The sequence below is a fragment of the Formosa sejongensis genome, from assembly GCF_033447105.1.
Classification (GTDB): domain Bacteria; phylum Bacteroidota; class Bacteroidia; order Flavobacteriales; family Flavobacteriaceae; genus Formosa.
The window spans coordinates 124975-144804 of the sequence record NZ_JAWQUN010000008.1; the positions used below are offsets into that span (position 1 = coordinate 124975).

A 19830-nucleotide genomic window follows, 5' to 3' on the forward strand; every position below is an offset into this window, starting at 1 on the left:
ATTTGTTTTTATTATTAAAATGCAATATTAAGACCAATGATAAAAGAGCGGCTAATTGGATATGAGCCATAATCAATACCTACATCGGCATCGTCCTTGGCATTAGATGCGGTTGATTCTGGATCAAACCCTGTATAGTCAGTAATAATGAATAAGTTCTCAACACTGCCATATAACCTTAGTTTAGTTACTCCTATTCTTTCTAAGAAATCGCTATCAACATTATAACCCAAAGCAATACTTTTCATAGAGATGAAAGAACCATCTTCAATAAATTGAGAAGATAACATCTCGGTACCGTCGTTGCTAGAAGGAATATTGCTAGGATTTTCTGGTGTCCATCTGTTTAAATAGTCGGCATGTACAGCATTAAATTGTTGAGCACCCAACGCCATTAATCTAGCTCTTTGAAAATTGTAAATATCATTTCCTTCAGATCCTATTAATAAAAAGTTTAAATTCCAATTTTTATAACTAACATCCCAGTTCCAGCCCCATGTAACATCTGCATTACCATCACCTACATTTGTAATGTCATCTGTTGTGATTAGACCGTCAGGGATTCCATCAGGTCCACTAATATCTTTATATTTTGCAGTTCCAGGAGTGCCTTCTGCCGCTTCATCAAGTTGGTATACCCCTTCAAAAACATAGCCTCTTAGTGTGCTTATTGGTAAACCTACTTCTACTCTAGTAGGATTTACCGGGAGATTAGGCACAATGGCCGCACCCACTTCAAGCGATGTGACACCATCATTTAATGACAATACTTTATTTCTGTTTCTAGAAACACTTAAGATGGACTCGATATTCCAATTATCATTTTGTAGAAATCTTGCACCTAGAGTAATTTCAAATCCTTTATTTTCTACTTCACCAGAATTTACATATTGACGAGTGGGACCAACAAAGGATGGTAATTGAGTATCTAGTAACAAATTGGAGGTGATTTTTTTGTAATAATCAACTGATAGTGTTAATGCTGAATTTAACATACCAAAATCAACACCCACATCAAATTGATCAGTGGTTTCCCAAGTTAAATCTGGATTAGCTACTCTATTGGAAGGCGCTACACCCGTGGTGAGACTACCATTAAAGGGGTAGTTAATTAATTCATCTATTACTGCTCTAGAGCGGGTGCCATAAACGCCAATACCTTGATTCCCTACTTGGCCATAACTTAGTCTAACTTTAAGGTTGTTTATCGACTCAATATTTTTAATAAAGTCTTCTTCATACACTTTCCAAGCTATAGAAGCAGAAGGGAAATAACCCCATTTGTCTTTCTGAAATACACTAGTACCATCTGCTCTTATGGATGCGGTTAACAAGTATTTATTAAATAATGAGTAATTTATCCTTCCTAGAAAAGACTCTAGCTCTCTATTGGTTTCTGAATTTGATGCCAACTGCACTCCTGCTATTGATAAATCTTTATAAGTTACCAAATCTGTAAAGAAATCATTCGCATCAATTTGCGTTGTATTAGATTCCTCTTTAACCAATTCTTGAATAGCATCAATTTTAAGATTATTGTTTTCATTAATATCTAAAGTATAAGTGAACCTATTAGTGAAATACAATTTTGTTGAATAATAGTTATCTACATTTGCTCTCCCATTTGCACTAGAAATTAATGGGGCATAAGAATTAAAATGTCTCTCGCTTTTATTTAGCCCTAAAGAGGTATTAAACACTAAATTTTTAGTGATATCAAAGTTTAGATAACCATTAATACTTAATTGATCTGTTGTATTATTTCTAGAATTATTTTGAACGGACACTAATGGATTGGTTTCTCCAGAAGCTACATTCTTTATAGAGTTGAAATTATAATTTCCATTTTCATCAAATGCTGGAGTAGTTGGATCCCACGATATACCAGACCCTAAATCAGCTTGAACACCGGTCGACTCTTTTTGTCCAACATTAAAATTAAGACCAATTTTAAATTTTTCACTTAATTTGGCATTCAAATTAGATCTTAGATTGAGTTTTTTGAATTTTTGATCGACGACTGTTCCAGATGCTTCGTAAATATTACCTGAAATATAGTAATCCATAGCATCGGAACCACCGCTTACTGTTATTTGTGCATTGGTAGAATATCCTGTTTGAAATAACCTTTCTTGCCAATCTTCGCCTCCATTTATTCTTAAATAATCAAGTTCAGAAGTTGTATAAAAAGGATTAGTCGGATCGTTGGGATCTTGGCCTTCAGAATAATTCACACCTTCAGCAAACTCTACAGGACTCATTAAATCCAATTTTTGAGTCAAGTTGGATATACCTGTAAATAAATCAATTTCTACTTTTGTTTTTCCTGCACGACCTCTCTTTGTAGTAATTAAAATCACACCATTGGCTCCTCTAGTTCCATAAATAGCGGTTGATGAAGCATCTTTTAGAACTTCCATAGAAGCAATGTCATTAACATTTACGGTAGAGATATCCACAAATTGACCATCTACAACGTAAAGAGGGTCATTGTTACCAGTAATCGAATTAGCCCCACGAATCCTTATTTTATATACTCCACCAGGCTCACCACTAGATTGGGTAACTTGTACACCAGCTGCTCTACCTTGCAGTGCTTGACTAACATCATTTAAAGGTTGTTCATCAAAATCTTTAGAAGACACTGATGTAATTGCTCCTGTAAGATCACTCCGCTTAGCAGTACCATACCCCACAACAACAACCTCATTTAATTGTGCAAAATCTTCTTGTAGCACTACCTGTAAAGTGCTTGTTCCGGATACCGACTGCTTTTTGTCTTTAAACCCCATATACGTGAATATAAGTTCAGAAGGGTTTTTATTTAAATTAATATTAAATTTACCATCAAAATCTGTTATTGCACCATTTTGAGTGTTAGATTCAATGACATTAACACCTAATAAAGGTGTTCCGGATTCATCTGTTACCGTTCCAGAGATAATATTTTGACTATACGATGCCATGCTTGAGCAAAGTACAATTAAAATAAAAGTCAATAGTTTTCTATTTAACTTTTCAAATTTAGTTTGTTTCATAAGTATTATGAGCTTTAGTTAGTAATTACAAAATAACTTAATCAAATTAAGGTAGTAGGGTCACAAGTTGTTTTTATATAGGGGGTAAATTAACCTTTGCTTAATTAAGTGATTTATTTTGAGAGACATAAAAAAAAATGAACCTGATAACTTAGCCATCACAGAAATTTAAGAAATAAATCTTAATTTTCTATGATGAAACAAGTAAGCAAAATTTACTACGATGCTTTTAAAGGGAACTCGGTCCAACTAAGTTCTGAGAGGACAAACCTATCAAAATTCGCGAGAGCGTTAGGAGTAACAGCTTCGAATCTGTATAGAAAAGAATTTGAGTAGTTAAGAAAAGGAAGTTTTCCTGGAAAGGGAAATTTAAAAATTAACTCCCGATCAAGAAAAATTCACGAAATGGAGAAGATACTCAAAGATGCCGAATTAGAGCATGATATATTAAAAAAAGCAATCGGCATTTTTTCCAAGAGCGGTCGATGATTTATAGTTTCATTAAAAATAATGACCAAAATATTCCCGATTTAAAAAATGTGCAAAGTCCTAAAAGTGAGCAATGGAAGCTATTACCGATAGAAAAACAAATAACATCGATTTATTTTACATCCAAGCAACACTAAGGAAGTCCAAGAATAACATTAAAACTTCATAGTTTAGGTTATAAAATTTCAAAAATTACTATGGCAAAATATATGAGACAATTGGGCTTACAAAGTTAATAAAGCAAGAAATTCAAGTCAACAATCAATTCTAATCATGATTATTTAATCGTGAATCTTATATTAAATAGGGAGATTATTGTGAACATGCCTTCAAAAATTTTTGTGTTTGACATTACTTACATCCAAACCAACGAAGAATTCATATCTGACCACTATTATGGATTTATATGATAGGAAAATTTAGGCTGGAGTTTAAGCAATGGAATGAGTACGTATGAAAACACGCTTGAAGCGTGAAAAATGGCTATTAAAATTCGAGATATTGAAGAAAGTTTAATTTTTAATTCTGATAGATGAGTTCAATATGCCAGTAAAAATTTGTAAATGTTCTCGATTCCTATAAAAAAATAACGCGAAGTATGGGCCGAAAAGGAAATTGCTGGAAAAATGCAGTAGTGTAAAGCTTCTTTAAGTCCCTAAAAACCGAATTGATTTATGGCAACAAACTCATTTCTAAAGATGAAATAAAACTGGAAGTCTTTGAATAAATTGAGATTTGGCACAACAGAAAAAGCAGGTATTCAGCGTTGAATTATGCATTTATTGAAGAATTTATAAATCAAATCAATTATAAAAATATAGCTTAACTTAATGTGCAGATATTAGGAAAGTCTCGATTTTATTTGCGTATTCATATTACACGGTTTTAATGAAGAAGACTCATTATATGACTTCTATTCTACTTTGAAATGAACAATTATCTCACCGTCCACAACAACATTTTTTCACCAAATAAATTTAGCACCCGTTCCAATAAATTTTTCTATGGTGTTCATCAATGGATTTTAGCTCAATATTAATACGACCATACCCAAAAGCAAACTCATAATAAAAAAAACAACCGCCCAATTAGGATAAATTACAGCCTCCTGGGTGTTATTTGGAAATTGGTCTGTATCCCATCCGTTTTGGTAATCGCCACGGTTGGCATCTAAACTTCCTAACATCCCTGCTTTAGCTGTAAGTTCAATTTCATGTTGAAATGTGTGTTGTGCTAAAGTCGCGTGATTTACTTCAATATTTATTTTAAAATCTTTATCTAAACCATATTCCTTTACGAAGCCAATAGCTGTAGCCGACTGAACCACTATGGACTACAAGTCCATAGGTTCGGGCTCGTGACTGAAAGTCACCCCATGATTATTTCTCAATTATAAAATTTGTGATATTCCCATCGTCCGGTCTACGATGATGCTCCAAATACTCATTTACCATTTCATCTGTAATATTTCCAGTACTCCAACAGCCATATCCAATACCCCAAAAATGTCTGCCCCAATACTTCTGTTTTAATTCAGGAAATACTTGCTGAAGCTTTCTAGAGCTTCTGCCCTTTAATTTCTTTATCAGATCGCTTAACTTTAGGGATGGACGATATTCCAAATGCATGTGAACATGATCCTTCGATATTACTCCTTTTAATATTTGAACATCTTCTGATTCACATATCTGAATTAGAAGAGTCCGACAACGAATCTGAACATCGCCTCTTAAAACATGATAGCGATACTTTGTACTCCAAACTACATGAACACTCAATCGAGATATACTATGGCCATTGGATCTTTGTTCATTCATAAGACTAAGGTAAAGTTTTTAGAAGCTAAAGCGAAATGCACTAAAGTACATAGTTTGAACTACCTTTGAGACCAATCAAAATCGTATTGATGTTTCATGGGCTCCATAGGCTTAGGCTCGATAAAGAAATTTCCTTTAAAACCTTGTGATCTTGCATAATCCCTAGCCAAACCTAAAAACTGTCCCACATGGTCTAATTCATGACCCAAATCGGTGTTTAATAAGCTCATATAACCTTCTCGGCCACCCCAGAATATGTAGTTTTCACTACCTAAAGCGATAGTCGCATCCATAGCCAGTTTTATTTGTCCACCAGCGCGTGCTAATACATAAAATCAGAGTTTGTAGACGCCCCATTCATATATCGCGGATTAGAAAAACAGTTTGCTGTTCCCCAAAGTAATTTCACGCCTGAAGCGGCTTGCTTTTCTTTTAAATAGTCTGTAATTGCTGCTAATCTTGATTCGTGTTCTCCAAAAGTAGCTGCCTCATTTACTAAATCTATATCGTGGAAACAGTAATAGTCGAAGCCCATTTTAATAATGAATTCGAATGCAGCATCTGCTTTTGCCTTAGCAGCTTCAAGCGCATCTGTTGGTTTATCCCATGAGAAATTTAAAGTTCCAGGACCAAATGGGTCTCCACCTGTTCCGCAGAAGGTATGCTAGTACGAAATAGCAAATCTAAAATGCTCACGCTTGGTTTTTCCTGCTACAAATTGTTCTGGATTGTAATATTTAAATGCTAACGGATTGTCGGATTCTTTACCTTCAAATTTAATGTCTCCGATACCTTTGTAATACTCTGTATTACCTAATGTTGCCATAATTTATTTGTGTTTTATTTAATATCTAATTCGTTTTGCATGCTTTAAAAAAAAGAAGCATGCTTCTTAATAAGGCCTTGAGATCTTAACTACAAATTGAAATGACTAATGCTTTTATTTTATCATAATATATAAGATTAGTATTATGATAAACAATGGTGTAAAACTACTAATCAAAATCTTTTTTAGAAGTGTCAGTTTAAGACTTACTTTATCCTCTGAAAGTTCATTCTCATAATTTTTATAAAATTGATCTTCTCGTTCATGAATCGGTTTAAAACAAAAGTTTAACGCATGGCTTTTAGAATCTCCTGGTCTTCCAACAATAACAGTAAACAAATTCACTTTTTCATGCCAACCTTTTTTTACCTCAACTTTATAAGAATTTCCAATAGAAGCTGATGCTGCTGTTAATACACCTGCTCCTAAATAATCTAGGCAAAACTGATACTTATTATGTGCTTCATAAATAATCTCCTGTACTGCTTTTGGAAACACATCTACAGGAAAGGGATTCTTATTTTTACCATTTAGTTTTTGGTAATCATTTTCTAGGTCTATCACATCAATATGTGATGTAATTTTCGTATCTTCTTTGTGCGAAATTCGAAGACCACTTCTTTCATTCTCCTGAATGTTGGAAGTGTTTTTTTGTGTATCTATCATAGCCTAAGAATTAAAATTTTGGAAGACGTTTATTCTTATGCAACAAATCATCGAACTGCTGTTCTAGATATTCATCAGACAAGTCTGGGTTACCTAACAGCCATTCATCAATGGCATCTTTATCGAAAAACTTTTGGCGTATGTGCGGATTATTCCCCATTGGGATCTGTTTTAAATGCGTAAGCTTATAGATCTTACTTTTAGATAGGCCAGTATAAACAGCCAAATCATTTACATTTAAAACTTTTTTGTCGTGCGATAAAATGTTTCTAATCGCTTCTAATAACGTAATTACTTCTGATTGAGTTTCCATATGATTTCATTTTTAAATTCGAAATCAAATTAGAAAGACATATAAAATCAAATCGTTAAGCATGAAATTTTAACATTTATACTGTTCCGATTTTAAAGAATAATTAGTGTTTTTGAAATTATGATGAGAATTATGTAAAGAAAAAAAAACAGATCTATTACGTCAAGAGTTAAAATATAGAAACTGCAGGTACCATTCAGAATTTAGTTTTCATTTTGAAACACATTTCAAAAGTTAAAATTATAATTAAAAGATAAAATCTACTTTCGGGAAAAACATCAAATAAAGAAACTAAAAAAATGTTGTACATATGTTGTACTAGCCCTAAAACAAAAAAGCCTCTCGATTTCTCGAAAGGCTTGCCATTATTGAAGTGGTCCCACATGGACTCGAACCATGGACCACCTGATTATGAGTCAGGTGCTCTAACCAACTGAGCTATAGGACCTCAAAATTGGAGTGCAATATTACTATTATTTTTAAAACTCTGCAAGGCTTTTTATAATTACTTTTTACAAAAAATGCTCTTCTATATTCTAAATTCAATGCACCTCGCCTAGAACACTGTTAATTAAATATTTTAACTTTTATATTTACGAACAAATTTTACTTACAAAAGTAAGATTATCTTTAAATATCGACTATTTTTGCACCATGGAAAGTAATAGACAAAAAAAAATAGGCTCAGTTTTACAACGCGATTTAGTAGATGTTCTTCAAAATGCTGCAACTCAAGGCGGCATGAAAGGTATCTTAATTTCGGTATCTAAAGTAAATGTAACTGTAGATTTATCTATTGCCAAAGTATACCTTAGTATTTTTCCAAACGACAAAGCAAAAGAATTATTAGTAGGTATTCGTTCTAACAAATCTTTAATTAGGCATGAATTATCACAGCGTACCAAACATCAATTACGTAGAATGCCTAATTTAGAATTTTTTGTTGATGACTCTTTAGAATATATCGATCAAATAGAACAATCTTTAAAAGGAAAAGACAATCCTATAAAAGATCCAGGCCTTCTAGGAGATCATAAAAAGTCGTAAATTGAATTTCCCGCTGTATATTGCCAAACGTTATTTACGCTCAAAAAGCAGCAACAATGCCATAAATTTTATTACCATAATTGCAGCTGTAGGTGTTATTCTAGGAGCGGCTTCCCTATTTATTGTCCTTTCTGGCTTTGCTGGTTTAAAGGTTTTTACACTTAAATTTTCAACTATTATCGATCCCGATTTAAAAGCAGTTCCTGCTTCGGGTAAATCCTTTTTGCTTTCTAATACTCAGTTTGAAGCATTAAATGGCTTGGAAGATATTGCGTCTTATTCTAAAATTATTGAAGAACGTGTTATTCTTGCTTACGATGATAAAAACTATCCTGCTTTTATAAAAGGAGTCGACGAAAATTATAACCAAGTAAACGCTATAGATTCTGTTATTATTCAAGGAAGTTGGCTAAGACAAAATACAGACCAAATGGTTGCTGGATGGGGCATTTCTAATCATTTATCGCTGGGTGTTTTAGACTACGGAAAATCGGTTACCATATATGTTCCTAAACCTGGAACGGGTCAAATTAAATCCACAAGTAGTGCTTTTAATGCCATTCATTGCGTAAATGTTGGCCTATTCGATATTAACGAACCATTGAATGAAACCTATGTATATACGCCTTTTGAAATGTCTCGCGAACTTTTAAGTTATGCACCCAATCAACTATCTGCTATAGAATTTAAGCTAAATCCCAATGTCGACGAAGCTTCTATAAAACCTAGACTTGAATCTATTTTAGGTGAAAATGTGATTATTAAAAATCGTGTACAGCTGAATGATGCGCTTTACAAAATGCTTAATACTGAAAACCTAGCCGTATATTTAATCTTCACTTTAGTTTTAATTATCGCTCTTTTTAATGTGATAGGTTCTATAGTAATGATGATTTTAGACAAAAAGAAAACACTAAGCACACTTTACAAACTCGGAGCTTCAGTAAAGGATATAAGACGTATATTTTTCTATCAAGGCAGTTTAATGTCTGTTTTTGGCGGTATTATAGGCTTAATTCTCGGTCTGGTAATTGTAGGACTTCAACAAGCATTTTCTTTAGTTATGATTACACCAAACCTACCTTACCCGGTAGCGATTACGATTCCAAATTTAATTATAGTTCTGCTTACCATTTCGGTATTAGGAATTATAGCTTCAAAAATTGCTTCCGTTCGGATTTCTAAATCTTTAATCGAAACGATTTAAAAGCGATTATTCAGAAAACTGATAATCAGAAAAATCATTTAAAACCATATCGAATGCATCAAAAACATCTTTAGATGCATCGCTTGTTACCATACGCTGGCGATATTCTTTAAAATGTGGAATCCCTTTAAAGTAGTTTGTATAATGACGACGGGTTTCAAAAACACCTAAAGTTTCACCTTTCCAATCAATCGCCATTTGTAAATGACGTTTAGCGGCTTCTACGCGCTCTTCAATAGAAATTGGAGCAAGATGCTCTCCGGTTGTAAAAAAGTGCTTGACTTGCTTAAAAAACCATGGATTCCCAATACTTGCACGACCAATCATACAACCATCTAAACCATATTCGTCACGCATTCTCATCGCTTTCTCTGGCGTATCTACATCTCCATTTCCGAAAACTGGAATATGCATTCTAGGATTATTTTTCACATCGGCAATAGGTCCCCAATCGGCATCCCCTTTATACATTTGCGCACGTGTACGACCGTGAATAGAAATCGCTTTACACCCTACATCTTGTAAACGTTCGGCAACTTCCATAATTCGAATAGAATCGTGATCCCAACCCAAACGGGTTTTTACAGTAATTGGCAAGTGCGTACGTTTTACCATGGCTTCGGTTAAACTTACCATTAAATCGATGTCTTTTAAAATTCCTGCTCCAGCGCCTTTAGAGACCACTTTTTTTACAGGACATCCAAAATTAATATCGATAATATCCGGTTTAGACGCGGTTACAATATCTACGGTTTGAAGCATACTCTCTAAATTGGCTCCAAAAATTTGAATCCCAACCGGACGTTCTTTTTCATAGATATCTAATTTCATAGTGCTTTTCACAGCATCACGAATTAGGCCTTCGCTAGAAATAAATTCGGTATACACGACATCGGCGCCTTGCTCTTTACAAAGTGCACGAAAGGGTGGATCGCTAACATCTTCCATTGGTGCTAAAAGCAACGGAAAATCGGGAAGTTCTATAGTATCTATTTTAACCAAAGTCTGTTTTTTAAGTGGGCAAAAATACTGAAAATGATAGAATAAATACTATTTCTTTAATGTTTTGTATTTGAAGTGTTTAAAACATGAAATTTAAAAAACAGGATCTAAATCTGCATTCTAATTATTTGAACCCTCAGATTTTAAGCGATTACGTTCGTTTAATTCTTTTTCCTCTTTTTCGTTGGTCGTTAATTTTGTGTTTCCAAAATTGTAACGTAATCCTAAACGAAACCATTGATTATCGAATCGACTGTAATATTGATTATCTTGATTTAAATACTTATTTTTAACAGTAAAATCTGTGGCTTTAAAAATATCACTAGCTTTAAGTGAAGCCACCCATTTTCCGTTATTAAAACTCTTTTTTACGCCTAAATCTACTTGTGTTCTTGAAGAAATATCTGAAGCTCCATTAATCATTGGTGATAAATACAAAATTGAAATTTCACCACTTAAACTACGATCTTCTAAAAAAGTAAAGAAATTCATAACATTAGTATACATCGCCCAAGTTTGATTCGTTTCGGTTGTATTTCCACTTTGTACCGCTTTAAAATAGGATGTTTCATGGAAAATAGAATTAACAAAATATACCGACCAAAAATCTGTTATGGGTTTATACGTCATAAAATCAAAGCCATAATCGATCGATTTTTCTAAATTGGTAGGTAAGTAAATTAACTGGTTTGTGTTATTCTCTTGGAAGACTAATTCGGAAATGGGATCGTTTTCGTACCGGTAATACAATTCAAAGGTATACGCTCCTTTTAAAGTATAAGATAATGTGGTTAGGTATGAGATTGTGGGTTGTAAATCGGGGTTTCCTTGTAAATAGGTGTAATCGTTAAAATAGTATTTAAACGGATTTAGGGATGAATACGTTGGACGCTCAATACGCTTTCCGTAGGATAATCCTAGACTGTTATTTTCATTAAAATCGTGAGAGATATTTACCGTTGGGAATAATTTAAAATAATCCGATTTATTTTTCTGATTTAAACTAGACACTCCACCTTCGGTATCTGTATATTCACCTCGTAATCCTGCTGAAAAACTCCACGAGTCCCAAGACTTTGAAGTATTTATGTAAGCTGCATAATTTATTTCATTATAATCGAATACACCACTATTTATAACATCTATCACAAAACTATTCTGTTCTAAATAATATTGATCTATCCCACTTTCTGAATCGATTACAGATACTTTCACTCCAAATTCTAAAGCAACATCTCGCTCTAAAGTCATAGTATAATCTGCTTGTCCGGAATAAATATATGTATTTTGAAGCGATGTAGAATTAAAGATATTCTCGCTTGTAAATACATTGTTTATATCGTAATATTTAGAATTTATATCCTGATACCTGTCGTACTCATAATTAGTATGATGAAGATTAACAGACAATGTATGTCCTGATTCCGATGTATTTACATAATCAATATTTGCTGCGACATTGGTCGTAGAATCGTCTGTATTGTTTATAGCAACAAATGAAGAATCTACAGCTTCAGTCTCCATATTAGCATTTCGTTTCCAATATGGTGTGACATTCACATTAGCTGAAAACGAAAGTACATTTGAATCATTAATGGAGTAATCTAAATTGGCATTGGCATTATGTGCTTTCGTTTTTGTATTTCTATCACTTTCACTATTCCACTCTCCTACTACAGTACTATTTTCAATAAATTTAACATCGCTTGTATCGTATCTGTTTATCTTATTTTCGCCGTAGGAATAATTAAAAAAAACATTTAATTTATCTGTTTTATAAAAATTACTCATTCCAGCATTAAACCTCGGGTAAATACCTTGTGTATAATTCGCGTATACACTTCCGTTATACCCAGTAATTAGATTTTTACTCATTTTAATATTAACAACTGCAGCACCTTCGGCATCGTATTTTGCAGGCGGATTGGTAATCACTTCAACAGATTGTACATAAGCAGCATTTGTACCCGACAACAATTGTTGCAAATCTTCTCCCGTTAAATACACCCGTTTATTATTAATTAAATAAATAATATTCGAACTGTTTTTAACACTTATTTCGTCATTCATTATTAAAATCCCAGGTGTACTTTTTAGCACATCCAAAACACTTCCTTCCGTTAGTGATGTATTCTCTATATTAAAAATTAATCGGTCCGACTGTTTTTTAAAAGTGGGCTGATTTACTACAATATTCACAGCCTCCAACTCCTCTGTAGATTCATGTAATACAATGGTTTGAAAAACGGTACTGCTATCTAGCTGTAAAGTTTTGGTATACCCAGAATATCCTATAAAACTAACTTCTAATTTATAATTTCCAACTTTAACATCGGCTATAATATAGTGTCCATCGTCATCGGATATTGTTCCTTTAACATATGTATCATCTTCATTATTTACAAGAATTACATTTGCATATGCAAGAGGTAAGTTATGCGCATCATTTATCTGGCCTGAAACCTGAATTTCTTGCGAAAAACACATTAAAGAGCACAAAAAGAAACAAATCGATAACTTAAAAAGCATAAATTAAATAAATAGGTATTACAAACATATAATAAATGAAACAAAATCAAGTATAGCAAACCATAATGAATCATAAATATTTTTCTTACAAAAACTACTGTTTAAAAATTAAAAATTGCTCATGTAAATCAACTATATTTGCAGATTAAAGCAAGGTATAGTTTTCTTTATGAAGAACATCAGAAATTTTTGCATCATTGCACACATCGATCACGGTAAAAGTACTTTAGCCGATCGTTTATTAGATTTTACAGGCACAGTTACAGAGCGTGAAAAACAAAACCAACTATTGGATACTATGGATTTGGAGCGCGAACGTGGTATTACCATAAAATCGCATGCCATTCAAATGGAATACACCTATAAAGGTGAACAATATATTTTAAATCTTATTGATACTCCTGGTCACGTCGATTTCTCGTACGAAGTATCTAGATCTATAGCTGCTTGCGAAGGTGCGTTATTAATTGTAGATGCGGCTCAAAGTATTCAGGCTCAAACTATATCTAACTTATATCTCGCTTTAGAAAACGATTTAGAGATTATTCCAGTACTTAATAAAATAGATTTACCAAGTGCAAATCCTGAAGAAGTTACAGACGATATCGTCGAGCTTTTAGGATGTAATCCAGAAGATATTATTCACGCAAGTGGAAAAACAGGAATTGGAATAGAAGATATTTTAACAGCAGTTATAGAACGTATTCCTGCTCCAAAAGGTGATCCTGACGGACCATTACAAGCCTTAATTTTCGATTCAGTGTATAACACCTTTAGAGGTATTGAAACGTATTTTAGAGTTTTTAATGGTGAAATTAAAAAAGGTCAGAAAATTAAGTTTGTCGCTACAGATAAAGAATATTATGCAGACGAAGTAGGAACTTTAAAACTTACACAAGTTGCAAAGAAAAGTGTAAAAGCTGGAGATGTTGGTTACCTTATTACTGGAATTAAAACAGCAAAAGAAGTAAAAGTTGGTGATACCATTACAGATTTTGATAATCCGACTACAAATATAGTTGAAGGTTTTGAAGATGTAAAACCAATGGTTTTCGCTGGTATTTACCCAGTAGATACAGATGATTACGAAGAGTTACGTAACTCTATGGAAAAGTTACAGCTTAACGATGCATCTTTAGTGTTCTTCCCAGAAAGTTCTGCCGCTTTAGGTTTTGGTTTCCGTTGTGGATTCTTAGGAATGCTTCACATGGAAATAATTCAAGAGCGTTTAGAGCGCGAGTTTGACATGACCGTTATTACAACGGTACCTAACGTATCTTATAACGCCTATACAAACAAAAATCCTAATACCTCTTTTATAGTAAATAACCCATCAGATTTACCAGATCCTTCAACAATTAACAGAGTTGAAGAACCTTACATAAAAGCCACAATCATTACAAAATCTGACTTTGTTGGAAACATAATGTCACTTTGTATTGAAAAAAGAGGAATGATTTTAAATCAAACGTATTTAACACCAGAGCGTGTTGAATTAACGTTCGATATGCCTTTAGCTGAAATTGTATTCGATTTCTATGATCGTTTAAAAACAGTATCTAAAGGGTATGCATCTTTCGATTACCACCCAATTGGTATGAAAATTTCTAAATTAGTAAGACTGGATATTTTATTGAATGCACAACCTGTAGATGCCCTTTCAGCTTTAATTCATGCCGATAACGCTCAACACATTGGAAAGAAAATGTGTGAAAAACTGAAGGAATTAATTCCACGTCAGCAATTCGATATTCCAATTCAAGCAGCAATTGGTGCTAAAATTATTTCTAGAGAAACCATTAAAGCTTTACGTAAAGATGTAACAGCAAAATGTTATGGAGGAGATATTTCTAGAAAACGTAAACTTTTAGAAAAGCAGAAAAAAGGTAAAAAGCGTATGCGTCTTGTTGGAAATGTAGAAATACCTCAACAAGCATTTATGGCCGTTTTAAAACTAAACGACTAAATAAAAAATACATTATAACTCTATATAAAGACTGTCTGAAAAGGCAGTCTTTTTTTATGGTATAAATATTCTGATTAAAGGTATTTCATAATTTTTTAACTATCCTGTTTAATAAACCAAAAATATTTTACCATTAAACAGTGAATAATTATTCCAAATAACGTTTTTTTTTACAATTGTTATAGAATCATAATAGAGAATTCAATTAATCTTTCTAAGTTTATAGGGAATTGCCATTTTATAAACTATGATTATCACTCATCTAAGTGCCGAATGTTACCCTATAGCAAAAGTTGGAGGTCTTGCTGACGTTTTAGGGGCGCTACCAAAATACCAAAATGAACTGGGCGTTACAAGCCAGGTCATTATGCCGTTTTATAATAATAAATTCACCAAATCGCATTGTTTTAAACCTGTTTATAACGACACGATTTTATTAGGTGACACAGATTATGATTTTAGGATTTTAACCTTAAAAGAAAACGAAAACGAACTAGGTTTCAACATTTTTTTTGTAGATGTTCCTGAACTATTATATACAGATTTTGTATACACATCAGACGACACAGAACGGTTTTTAGCCTTTCAAATAGCTGCATTAGATTGGATCGCTCAAGGAGAGATACCCGACGTAATACATTGTCACGATCACCACACGGGATTAGTCCCATTTATGGTGCAAGAATCATTTAGATATTCAATGTTAAGAAAGGTTCCTGTAGCATTTACTATTCACAATGCACAATATCAAGGCGCATTTTCTCACGATTTAGTTAGTCTAATTCCTGAGTTTAAATTTAGTCATGTTGGATTATTAGACTGGAACCATGTTATAAATCCGTTAGCTTCAGCCATTAAATGTGCTTGGATTGTGACTACAGTTTCTCCTAGCTATATGGATGAATTAAAGGAAAGTGCCAATGGCTTAGAATCGCTTCTAAGTAACGAACATGCAAAATGTATTGGTATTTTAAATGGTATAGATACAGAGGTTTGGAATACAGAAACAGATCCTTTAATTATAGAGAATTATACTAAAGAGACCATTGAACACGGAAAATTCAAAAATAAAGAATGGTTGTGTAACGAATTTAATTTAGACGTTAACAAGCCGCTTTTTGCATTTATTGGGCGTTTGGTTGAACAAAAAGGAGCCGATTTATTTCCAAAGATTTTTTCTGAATCCTTATTTGGAAACGATATCTCTATATTATTATTAGGTTCTGGTGAAAAACACACCGAAAACGACCTTATAAACCTAAAAGAAAGATTCAAAGACAAATACAATGCCTTTATAGGTTACGATGAAAGACTCTCTCACATCATTTATGCAGGAGCAGATTTTCTATTAATGCCTTCGCGTGTAGAACCGTGTGGTTTAAACCAATTGTATTCTTTAAGATACGGCACAATACCTGTCGTACATAGTATTGGAGGATTAAAAGACACCGTAATAGATATCTACGATGGTGGTTTTGGAATTTGCCATAACGAAGTAAATGTTGCAGAAGTTTGCGAGGCTATTGAACGCGCCGCAGAATTTTATGACTCAGAAATTTTTAAACAAACAAGATCTGAAGTAATGTCAATAGATCATTCTTGGCACGCTTCAGCTCAATCATATTTAAACGTCTATAACTCATTAAATCCATTTTTATGATTAACAACAAAGTACTATCTATAATTTTAGGTGGAGGTCAAGGCTCAAGGCTTTACCCTTTAACAGAAGACAGATCTAAACCAGCTGTTCCAATAGCAGGAAAATACAGATTAGTAGATATTCCTATCTCTAACTGTATCAACTCAGACATCAAACGTATGTTTGTACTAACACAATTTAATTCGGCATCATTAAACCGACATATAAAGGATACATATCATTTTAGTTTCTTTAGTGATGCTTTTGTAAATGTATTGGCTGCAGAACAAACAATAGGTAACGATACTTGGTTTCAAGGTACTGCAGATGCTGTTAGACAAAGTATGCATCACTTTTTAAGAAACGATTTTGAATATGCTTTAATCCTATCTGGAGATCAGTTATATCAAATGGATTTTAATGAATTAATTGAAAAACATATAGAAAGCGGCGCAGAGATTAGTGTGGCAACATATCCTGTAAATGCTAAAGACGGAACATCGTTCGGGATCTTAAAAACGGATGAAAACAGTATGATTTCTTCATTTATTGAAAAACCTAACAGTGAATTAATAAAAGGTTGGGAATCTGAAGTAAGTGATGAAATGAAAAATGAAGGACGCCATTATTTAGCGTCTATGGGTATTTACGTATTTAACAAACAATTGTTAATCGATTTAATGAACGACCCGAGTACTAACGATTTTGGAAAAGAAATTATACCACAAGCGATTGGTAAACGCCCTGTATTTAGTTATCAATATGAAGGCTATTGGACAGATATAGGTACTATAGAATCGTTCTTTGAAGCTAACTTAGGATTAACAGACGATATTCCTAAATTCAATTTATACGATAAAAATCAACGTGTTTACACGCATGCCAGAATGTTACCAACTACAAAACTAGCTGGAACAACATTAAATAAAGTTGTAATTGCTGAAGGTTGTATTATACATGCTTCAAAAATTGAACATTCAGTTATTGGAATTCGTGCACGTATTGGAAAAGACACCGTAATAACTAATACATACATCATGGGGTCTGACTATTACGAAACACTTGACGAAATAGAACAAAATCATATTCCAATTCTAGTTGGTATTGGCGAACGTTGTACAATCAATAACGCTATTATTGACAAAAATAGTAAAATTGGAGACAACGTAACTATTAACGGAGGACCACATTTAGAAGATACAGAAACCGACATATATGTAGTAAGAGATGGTATTGTAGTTATTAAAAAAGGAGCGACTGTACCTTCAGGATTTGTACTTTAAAACCAAAAGTATTTTAAATATATTTTTTTAACTTCAAACTATCTTGAAGTGATTTACAACATACTATTATGACAAAAGTTAAAACTTTTAGCTTATTTACCGATTTTGATATTAACCTATTCAAATCAGGAAAACATTATAATTTATTTGAAAAATTTGGATCACATATCACAACCTTCGAAAGTGAAAAGGGAACATACTTTGCAGTTTGGGCTCCTAGTGCAAAATCTGTTTCAGTAATTGGCGATTTTAACTTTTGGAATACAGAAGAACACCCTCTAAACGTCCGCTGGGATTCCAGCGGAATTTGGGAAGGGTTTATACCTAATGTTGGTAAAGGTTCTTTATATAAATATGCTATTACAAGTCATAACGACGGCGTTAAAACTGAAAAAGCAGATCCTTACGGAATTCGTTGCGAGCAACCTCCAAAAACAGCTTCCATAGTTTGGGAAACTTCAAATTATGAATGGAAAGACAAAAATTGGATGTCTTATCGTAATGAAAAAAATGGCTTAGACAAACCTTATGCGGTTTACGAAGTACATTTAGGTTCTTGGATGAAAAACGTTGAAGAAGATCGTTTCTTAACCTATACAGAGCTTTCTAAAACTTTAGTAGAGTATGTAAAAGAAATGAATTTTACTCATGTAGAACTTATGCCTATAATGGAATATCCTTACGATCCGTCTTGGGGATATCAAATTACAGGCTATTTTGCACCATCATCTCGATTTGGAACGCCACAAGAATTTATGGGCTTAGTAGATGCATTTCACGATGCAGATATTGGAGTAATATTGGATTGGGTGCCTTCCCATTTCCCTTCAGATGCTCATGGTTTAGGTAATTTTGATGGTTCCCATTTATACGAACATCCAGACGTTAGAAAAGGGTATCATCCAGATTGGAAAAGTTTAATTTTTAATTATGAACGACCAGAAGTCCGTGCTTTTCTAATAAGTAATGCTGTCTACTGGCTTAAATATTATCATATAGATGCATTACGTGTAGATGCTGTTGCTTCTATGATTTATCTAGATTATTCTAGAGAAGAAGGCGAATGGGAACCGAATATTTATGGTGGAAACGAAAATCTAGCAGCTGTTTCATTTTTAAAAGAATGCAATGAAGCCGTATATTCTATGTTTGATGGCATACAAACCATTGCTGAAGAATCTACAGCTTTTACAGGTGTTACCAATAAAGTTGAACATGGAGGATTAGGTTTCGGTATGAAATGGATGATGGGTTGGATGCACGATACCTTAGATTATTTTAAGAAAGATCCCATTTACAGAAGTTATCATCAAAACGAAATTACGTTTAGTTTAGCATATGCATTTTCAGAACATTTTATGCTCCCAATTTCGCATGACGAAGTGGTGTATGGAAAAAACTCTGTTTTAGGTAGAATGCCTGGAGACGAATGGCAACGTTTTGCAAATTTAAGACTCATGTTTGGTTATATGTATACGCATCCTGGAACCAAATTACTTTTTATGGGTGCAGAATTCGGTCAATATAACGAATGGAATTTCCTAACCAGTTTAGATTGGAATTTACTAGAATTTGAACCACATATTCAAGCAAAAGAATACGTAAAAACATTAAACGCATTATACCAAAACACGCCAGCTTTATACGAAAAAGGATTTAGCCAAGACGGATTTGAATGGATTAGCTACGACGATCATCAAAATGCCGTAATGTCTTATATTAGAAAAGGACACGACCCAGAAAATGACCTTATTGTAGTGTGTAATTTTACACCAAACAGTCATGAGAACTACGATATTGGAGTGCCAAGAAAAGGTAGCTTAATTGAAGTATTTAATAGTGATAGTACAGAATTTGGTGGTGGCGGTACTTTAAATAAGAAAGCTATAAAGGCTAAAAAGAAAACATGGAATAATAAACCTTTTATGGTTTCAATAACCGTTCCTCCACTTGCTATTTGTATTTTTAAATATAAATAATCTCATTTGTAATATGTTTAATTTTAGCA

The 19830-nt window shown here is 33.3% G+C and carries 13 protein-coding genes, 1 tRNA gene and 2 pseudogenes; 7 read left to right on the forward strand and 9 right to left on the reverse strand.

From position 1 onward, the window contains the following. Positions 1 to 14: 14 nt before the first annotated feature. Positions 15 to 3038 (reverse strand): SusC/RagA family TonB-linked outer membrane protein, encoded by a 3024-nt coding sequence (locus tag R6X41_RS10265; protein ID WP_318499951.1) that lies wholly within the window; start codon positions 3036 to 3038, stop codon positions 15 to 17. A gap of 1156 nt (positions 3039 to 4194) precedes the next feature. Between R6X41_RS10265 and R6X41_RS19785 the strand changes: the two genes are divergently transcribed. Beyond that, positions 4195 to 4254, forward strand: a complete 60-nt coding sequence (locus R6X41_RS19785) for a hypothetical protein (RefSeq protein WP_412176263.1) — start codon at positions 4195 to 4197, stop codon at positions 4252 to 4254. A gap of 378 nt (positions 4255 to 4632) precedes the next feature. Here the strand turns inward: R6X41_RS19785 and R6X41_RS10270 are convergent. The 6 genes and pseudogenes from R6X41_RS10270 to R6X41_RS10295 all read right to left on the reverse strand — a co-directional run. Further along, a pseudogene (locus R6X41_RS10270) lies at positions 4633 to 4845 on the reverse strand (xylose isomerase); the annotation flags it as partial. Between the two features lie 61 nt (positions 4846 to 4906). Then, on the reverse strand, positions 4907 to 5344 hold the full coding sequence (gene tnpA, locus R6X41_RS10275; protein ID WP_318499953.1) for an IS200/IS605 family transposase: 438 nt from the start codon (positions 5342 to 5344) through the stop codon (positions 4907 to 4909). Positions 5345 to 5418: 74 nt separating this feature from the next. Beyond that, positions 5419 to 6170: pseudogene (locus R6X41_RS10280) on the reverse strand (apurinic/apyrimidinic endonuclease family protein); the annotation flags it as partial. Between the two features lie 114 nt (positions 6171 to 6284). Then, positions 6285 to 6836, reverse strand: a complete 552-nt coding sequence (locus R6X41_RS10285; RefSeq protein ID WP_318499954.1) for a DUF3987 domain-containing protein — start codon at positions 6834 to 6836, stop codon at positions 6285 to 6287. Positions 6837 to 6846: 10 nt separating this feature from the next. Continuing rightward, complete coding sequence (locus R6X41_RS10290) at positions 6847 to 7149, reverse strand: helix-turn-helix transcriptional regulator (protein ID WP_318499956.1); 303 nt, start codon at positions 7147 to 7149, stop codon at positions 6847 to 6849. Between the two features lie 374 nt (positions 7150 to 7523). Next, positions 7524 to 7597, reverse strand: a tRNA-Ile gene (locus tag R6X41_RS10295). 206 nt (positions 7598 to 7803) lie between these two features. On the opposite strand from R6X41_RS10295, the gene rbfA reads away from it, so the two are divergent. Next, positions 7804 to 8196: a 30S ribosome-binding factor RbfA gene (gene rbfA / locus R6X41_RS10300; protein WP_318499958.1), complete on the forward strand. Its 393-nt coding sequence runs from the start codon at positions 7804 to 7806 to the stop codon at positions 8194 to 8196. Between the two features lies 1 nt (position 8197). Further along, a complete protein-coding gene (locus tag R6X41_RS10305) occupies positions 8198 to 9403 on the forward strand; it encodes an ABC transporter permease (protein ID WP_318499960.1) in 1206 nt (401 codons plus the stop codon). Between the two features lie 6 nt (positions 9404 to 9409). On the opposite strand, the gene dusB is transcribed toward R6X41_RS10305, so the two are convergent. Beyond that, complete coding sequence (gene dusB / locus R6X41_RS10310) at positions 9410 to 10405, reverse strand: tRNA dihydrouridine synthase DusB (protein ID WP_318499962.1); 996 nt, start codon at positions 10403 to 10405, stop codon at positions 9410 to 9412. 120 nt (positions 10406 to 10525) lie between these two features. Then, on the reverse strand, positions 10526 to 12934 hold the full coding sequence (locus R6X41_RS10315) for an outer membrane beta-barrel family protein (RefSeq protein WP_318499964.1): 2409 nt from the start codon (positions 12932 to 12934) through the stop codon (positions 10526 to 10528). Between the two features lie 169 nt (positions 12935 to 13103). Between R6X41_RS10315 and lepA the strand changes: the two genes are divergently transcribed. From lepA to glgB, 4 genes are all read left to right on the forward strand, one after another. Continuing rightward, positions 13104 to 14900, forward strand: a complete 1797-nt coding sequence (gene lepA, locus R6X41_RS10320) for a translation elongation factor 4 (protein ID WP_318499966.1) — start codon at positions 13104 to 13106, stop codon at positions 14898 to 14900. Between the two features lie 247 nt (positions 14901 to 15147). Continuing rightward, positions 15148 to 16560 carry a glycogen synthase gene (locus R6X41_RS10325; RefSeq protein ID WP_318499968.1) on the forward strand — a complete coding sequence of 471 codons (1413 nt, stop codon included), beginning with the start codon at positions 15148 to 15150 and terminating at the stop codon, positions 16558 to 16560. Then, the gene (locus tag R6X41_RS10330; RefSeq protein WP_318499970.1) at positions 16557 to 17822 is read left to right on the forward strand and encodes a glucose-1-phosphate adenylyltransferase; all 1266 of its coding nucleotides are present in this window, start codon (positions 16557 to 16559) and stop codon (positions 17820 to 17822) included. The genes R6X41_RS10325 and R6X41_RS10330 overlap by 4 nt, the downstream gene beginning before the upstream one ends. A 68-nt stretch (positions 17823 to 17890) precedes the next feature. Beyond that, positions 17891 to 19801, forward strand: a complete 1911-nt coding sequence (gene glgB, locus R6X41_RS10335) for a 1,4-alpha-glucan branching protein GlgB (RefSeq protein WP_318499972.1) — start codon at positions 17891 to 17893, stop codon at positions 19799 to 19801. Positions 19802 to 19830 lie beyond the last annotated feature (29 nt).

Excerpts from the sequence above, each read along its gene's own strand:
- R6X41_RS10265 (WP_318499951.1), bottom strand. The coding sequence starts at position 3,038 with ATGAAACAAACTAAATTTGAAAAGTTAAATAGAAAACTATTGACTTTT.
- tnpA (WP_318499953.1), bottom strand. The coding sequence starts at position 5,344 with ATGAATGAACAAAGATCCAATGGCCATAGTATATCTCGATTGAGTGTT.
- R6X41_RS10285 (WP_318499954.1), bottom strand. The coding sequence starts at position 6,836 with ATGATAGATACACAAAAAAACACTTCCAACATTCAGGAGAATGAAAGA.
- R6X41_RS10290 (WP_318499956.1), bottom strand. The coding sequence starts at position 7,149 with ATGGAAACTCAATCAGAAGTAATTACGTTATTAGAAGCGATTAGAAAC.
- rbfA (WP_318499958.1), top strand. The coding sequence starts at position 7,804 with ATGGAAAGTAATAGACAAAAAAAAATAGGCTCAGTTTTACAACGCGAT.
- R6X41_RS10315 (WP_318499964.1), bottom strand. The coding sequence starts at position 12,934 with ATGCTTTTTAAGTTATCGATTTGTTTCTTTTTGTGCTCTTTAATGTGT.
- lepA (WP_318499966.1), top strand. The coding sequence starts at position 13,104 with ATGAAGAACATCAGAAATTTTTGCATCATTGCACACATCGATCACGGT.
- R6X41_RS10325 (WP_318499968.1), top strand. The coding sequence starts at position 15,148 with ATGATTATCACTCATCTAAGTGCCGAATGTTACCCTATAGCAAAAGTT.
- R6X41_RS10330 (WP_318499970.1), top strand. The coding sequence starts at position 16,557 with ATGATTAACAACAAAGTACTATCTATAATTTTAGGTGGAGGTCAAGGC.
- glgB (WP_318499972.1), top strand. The coding sequence starts at position 17,891 with ATGACAAAAGTTAAAACTTTTAGCTTATTTACCGATTTTGATATTAAC.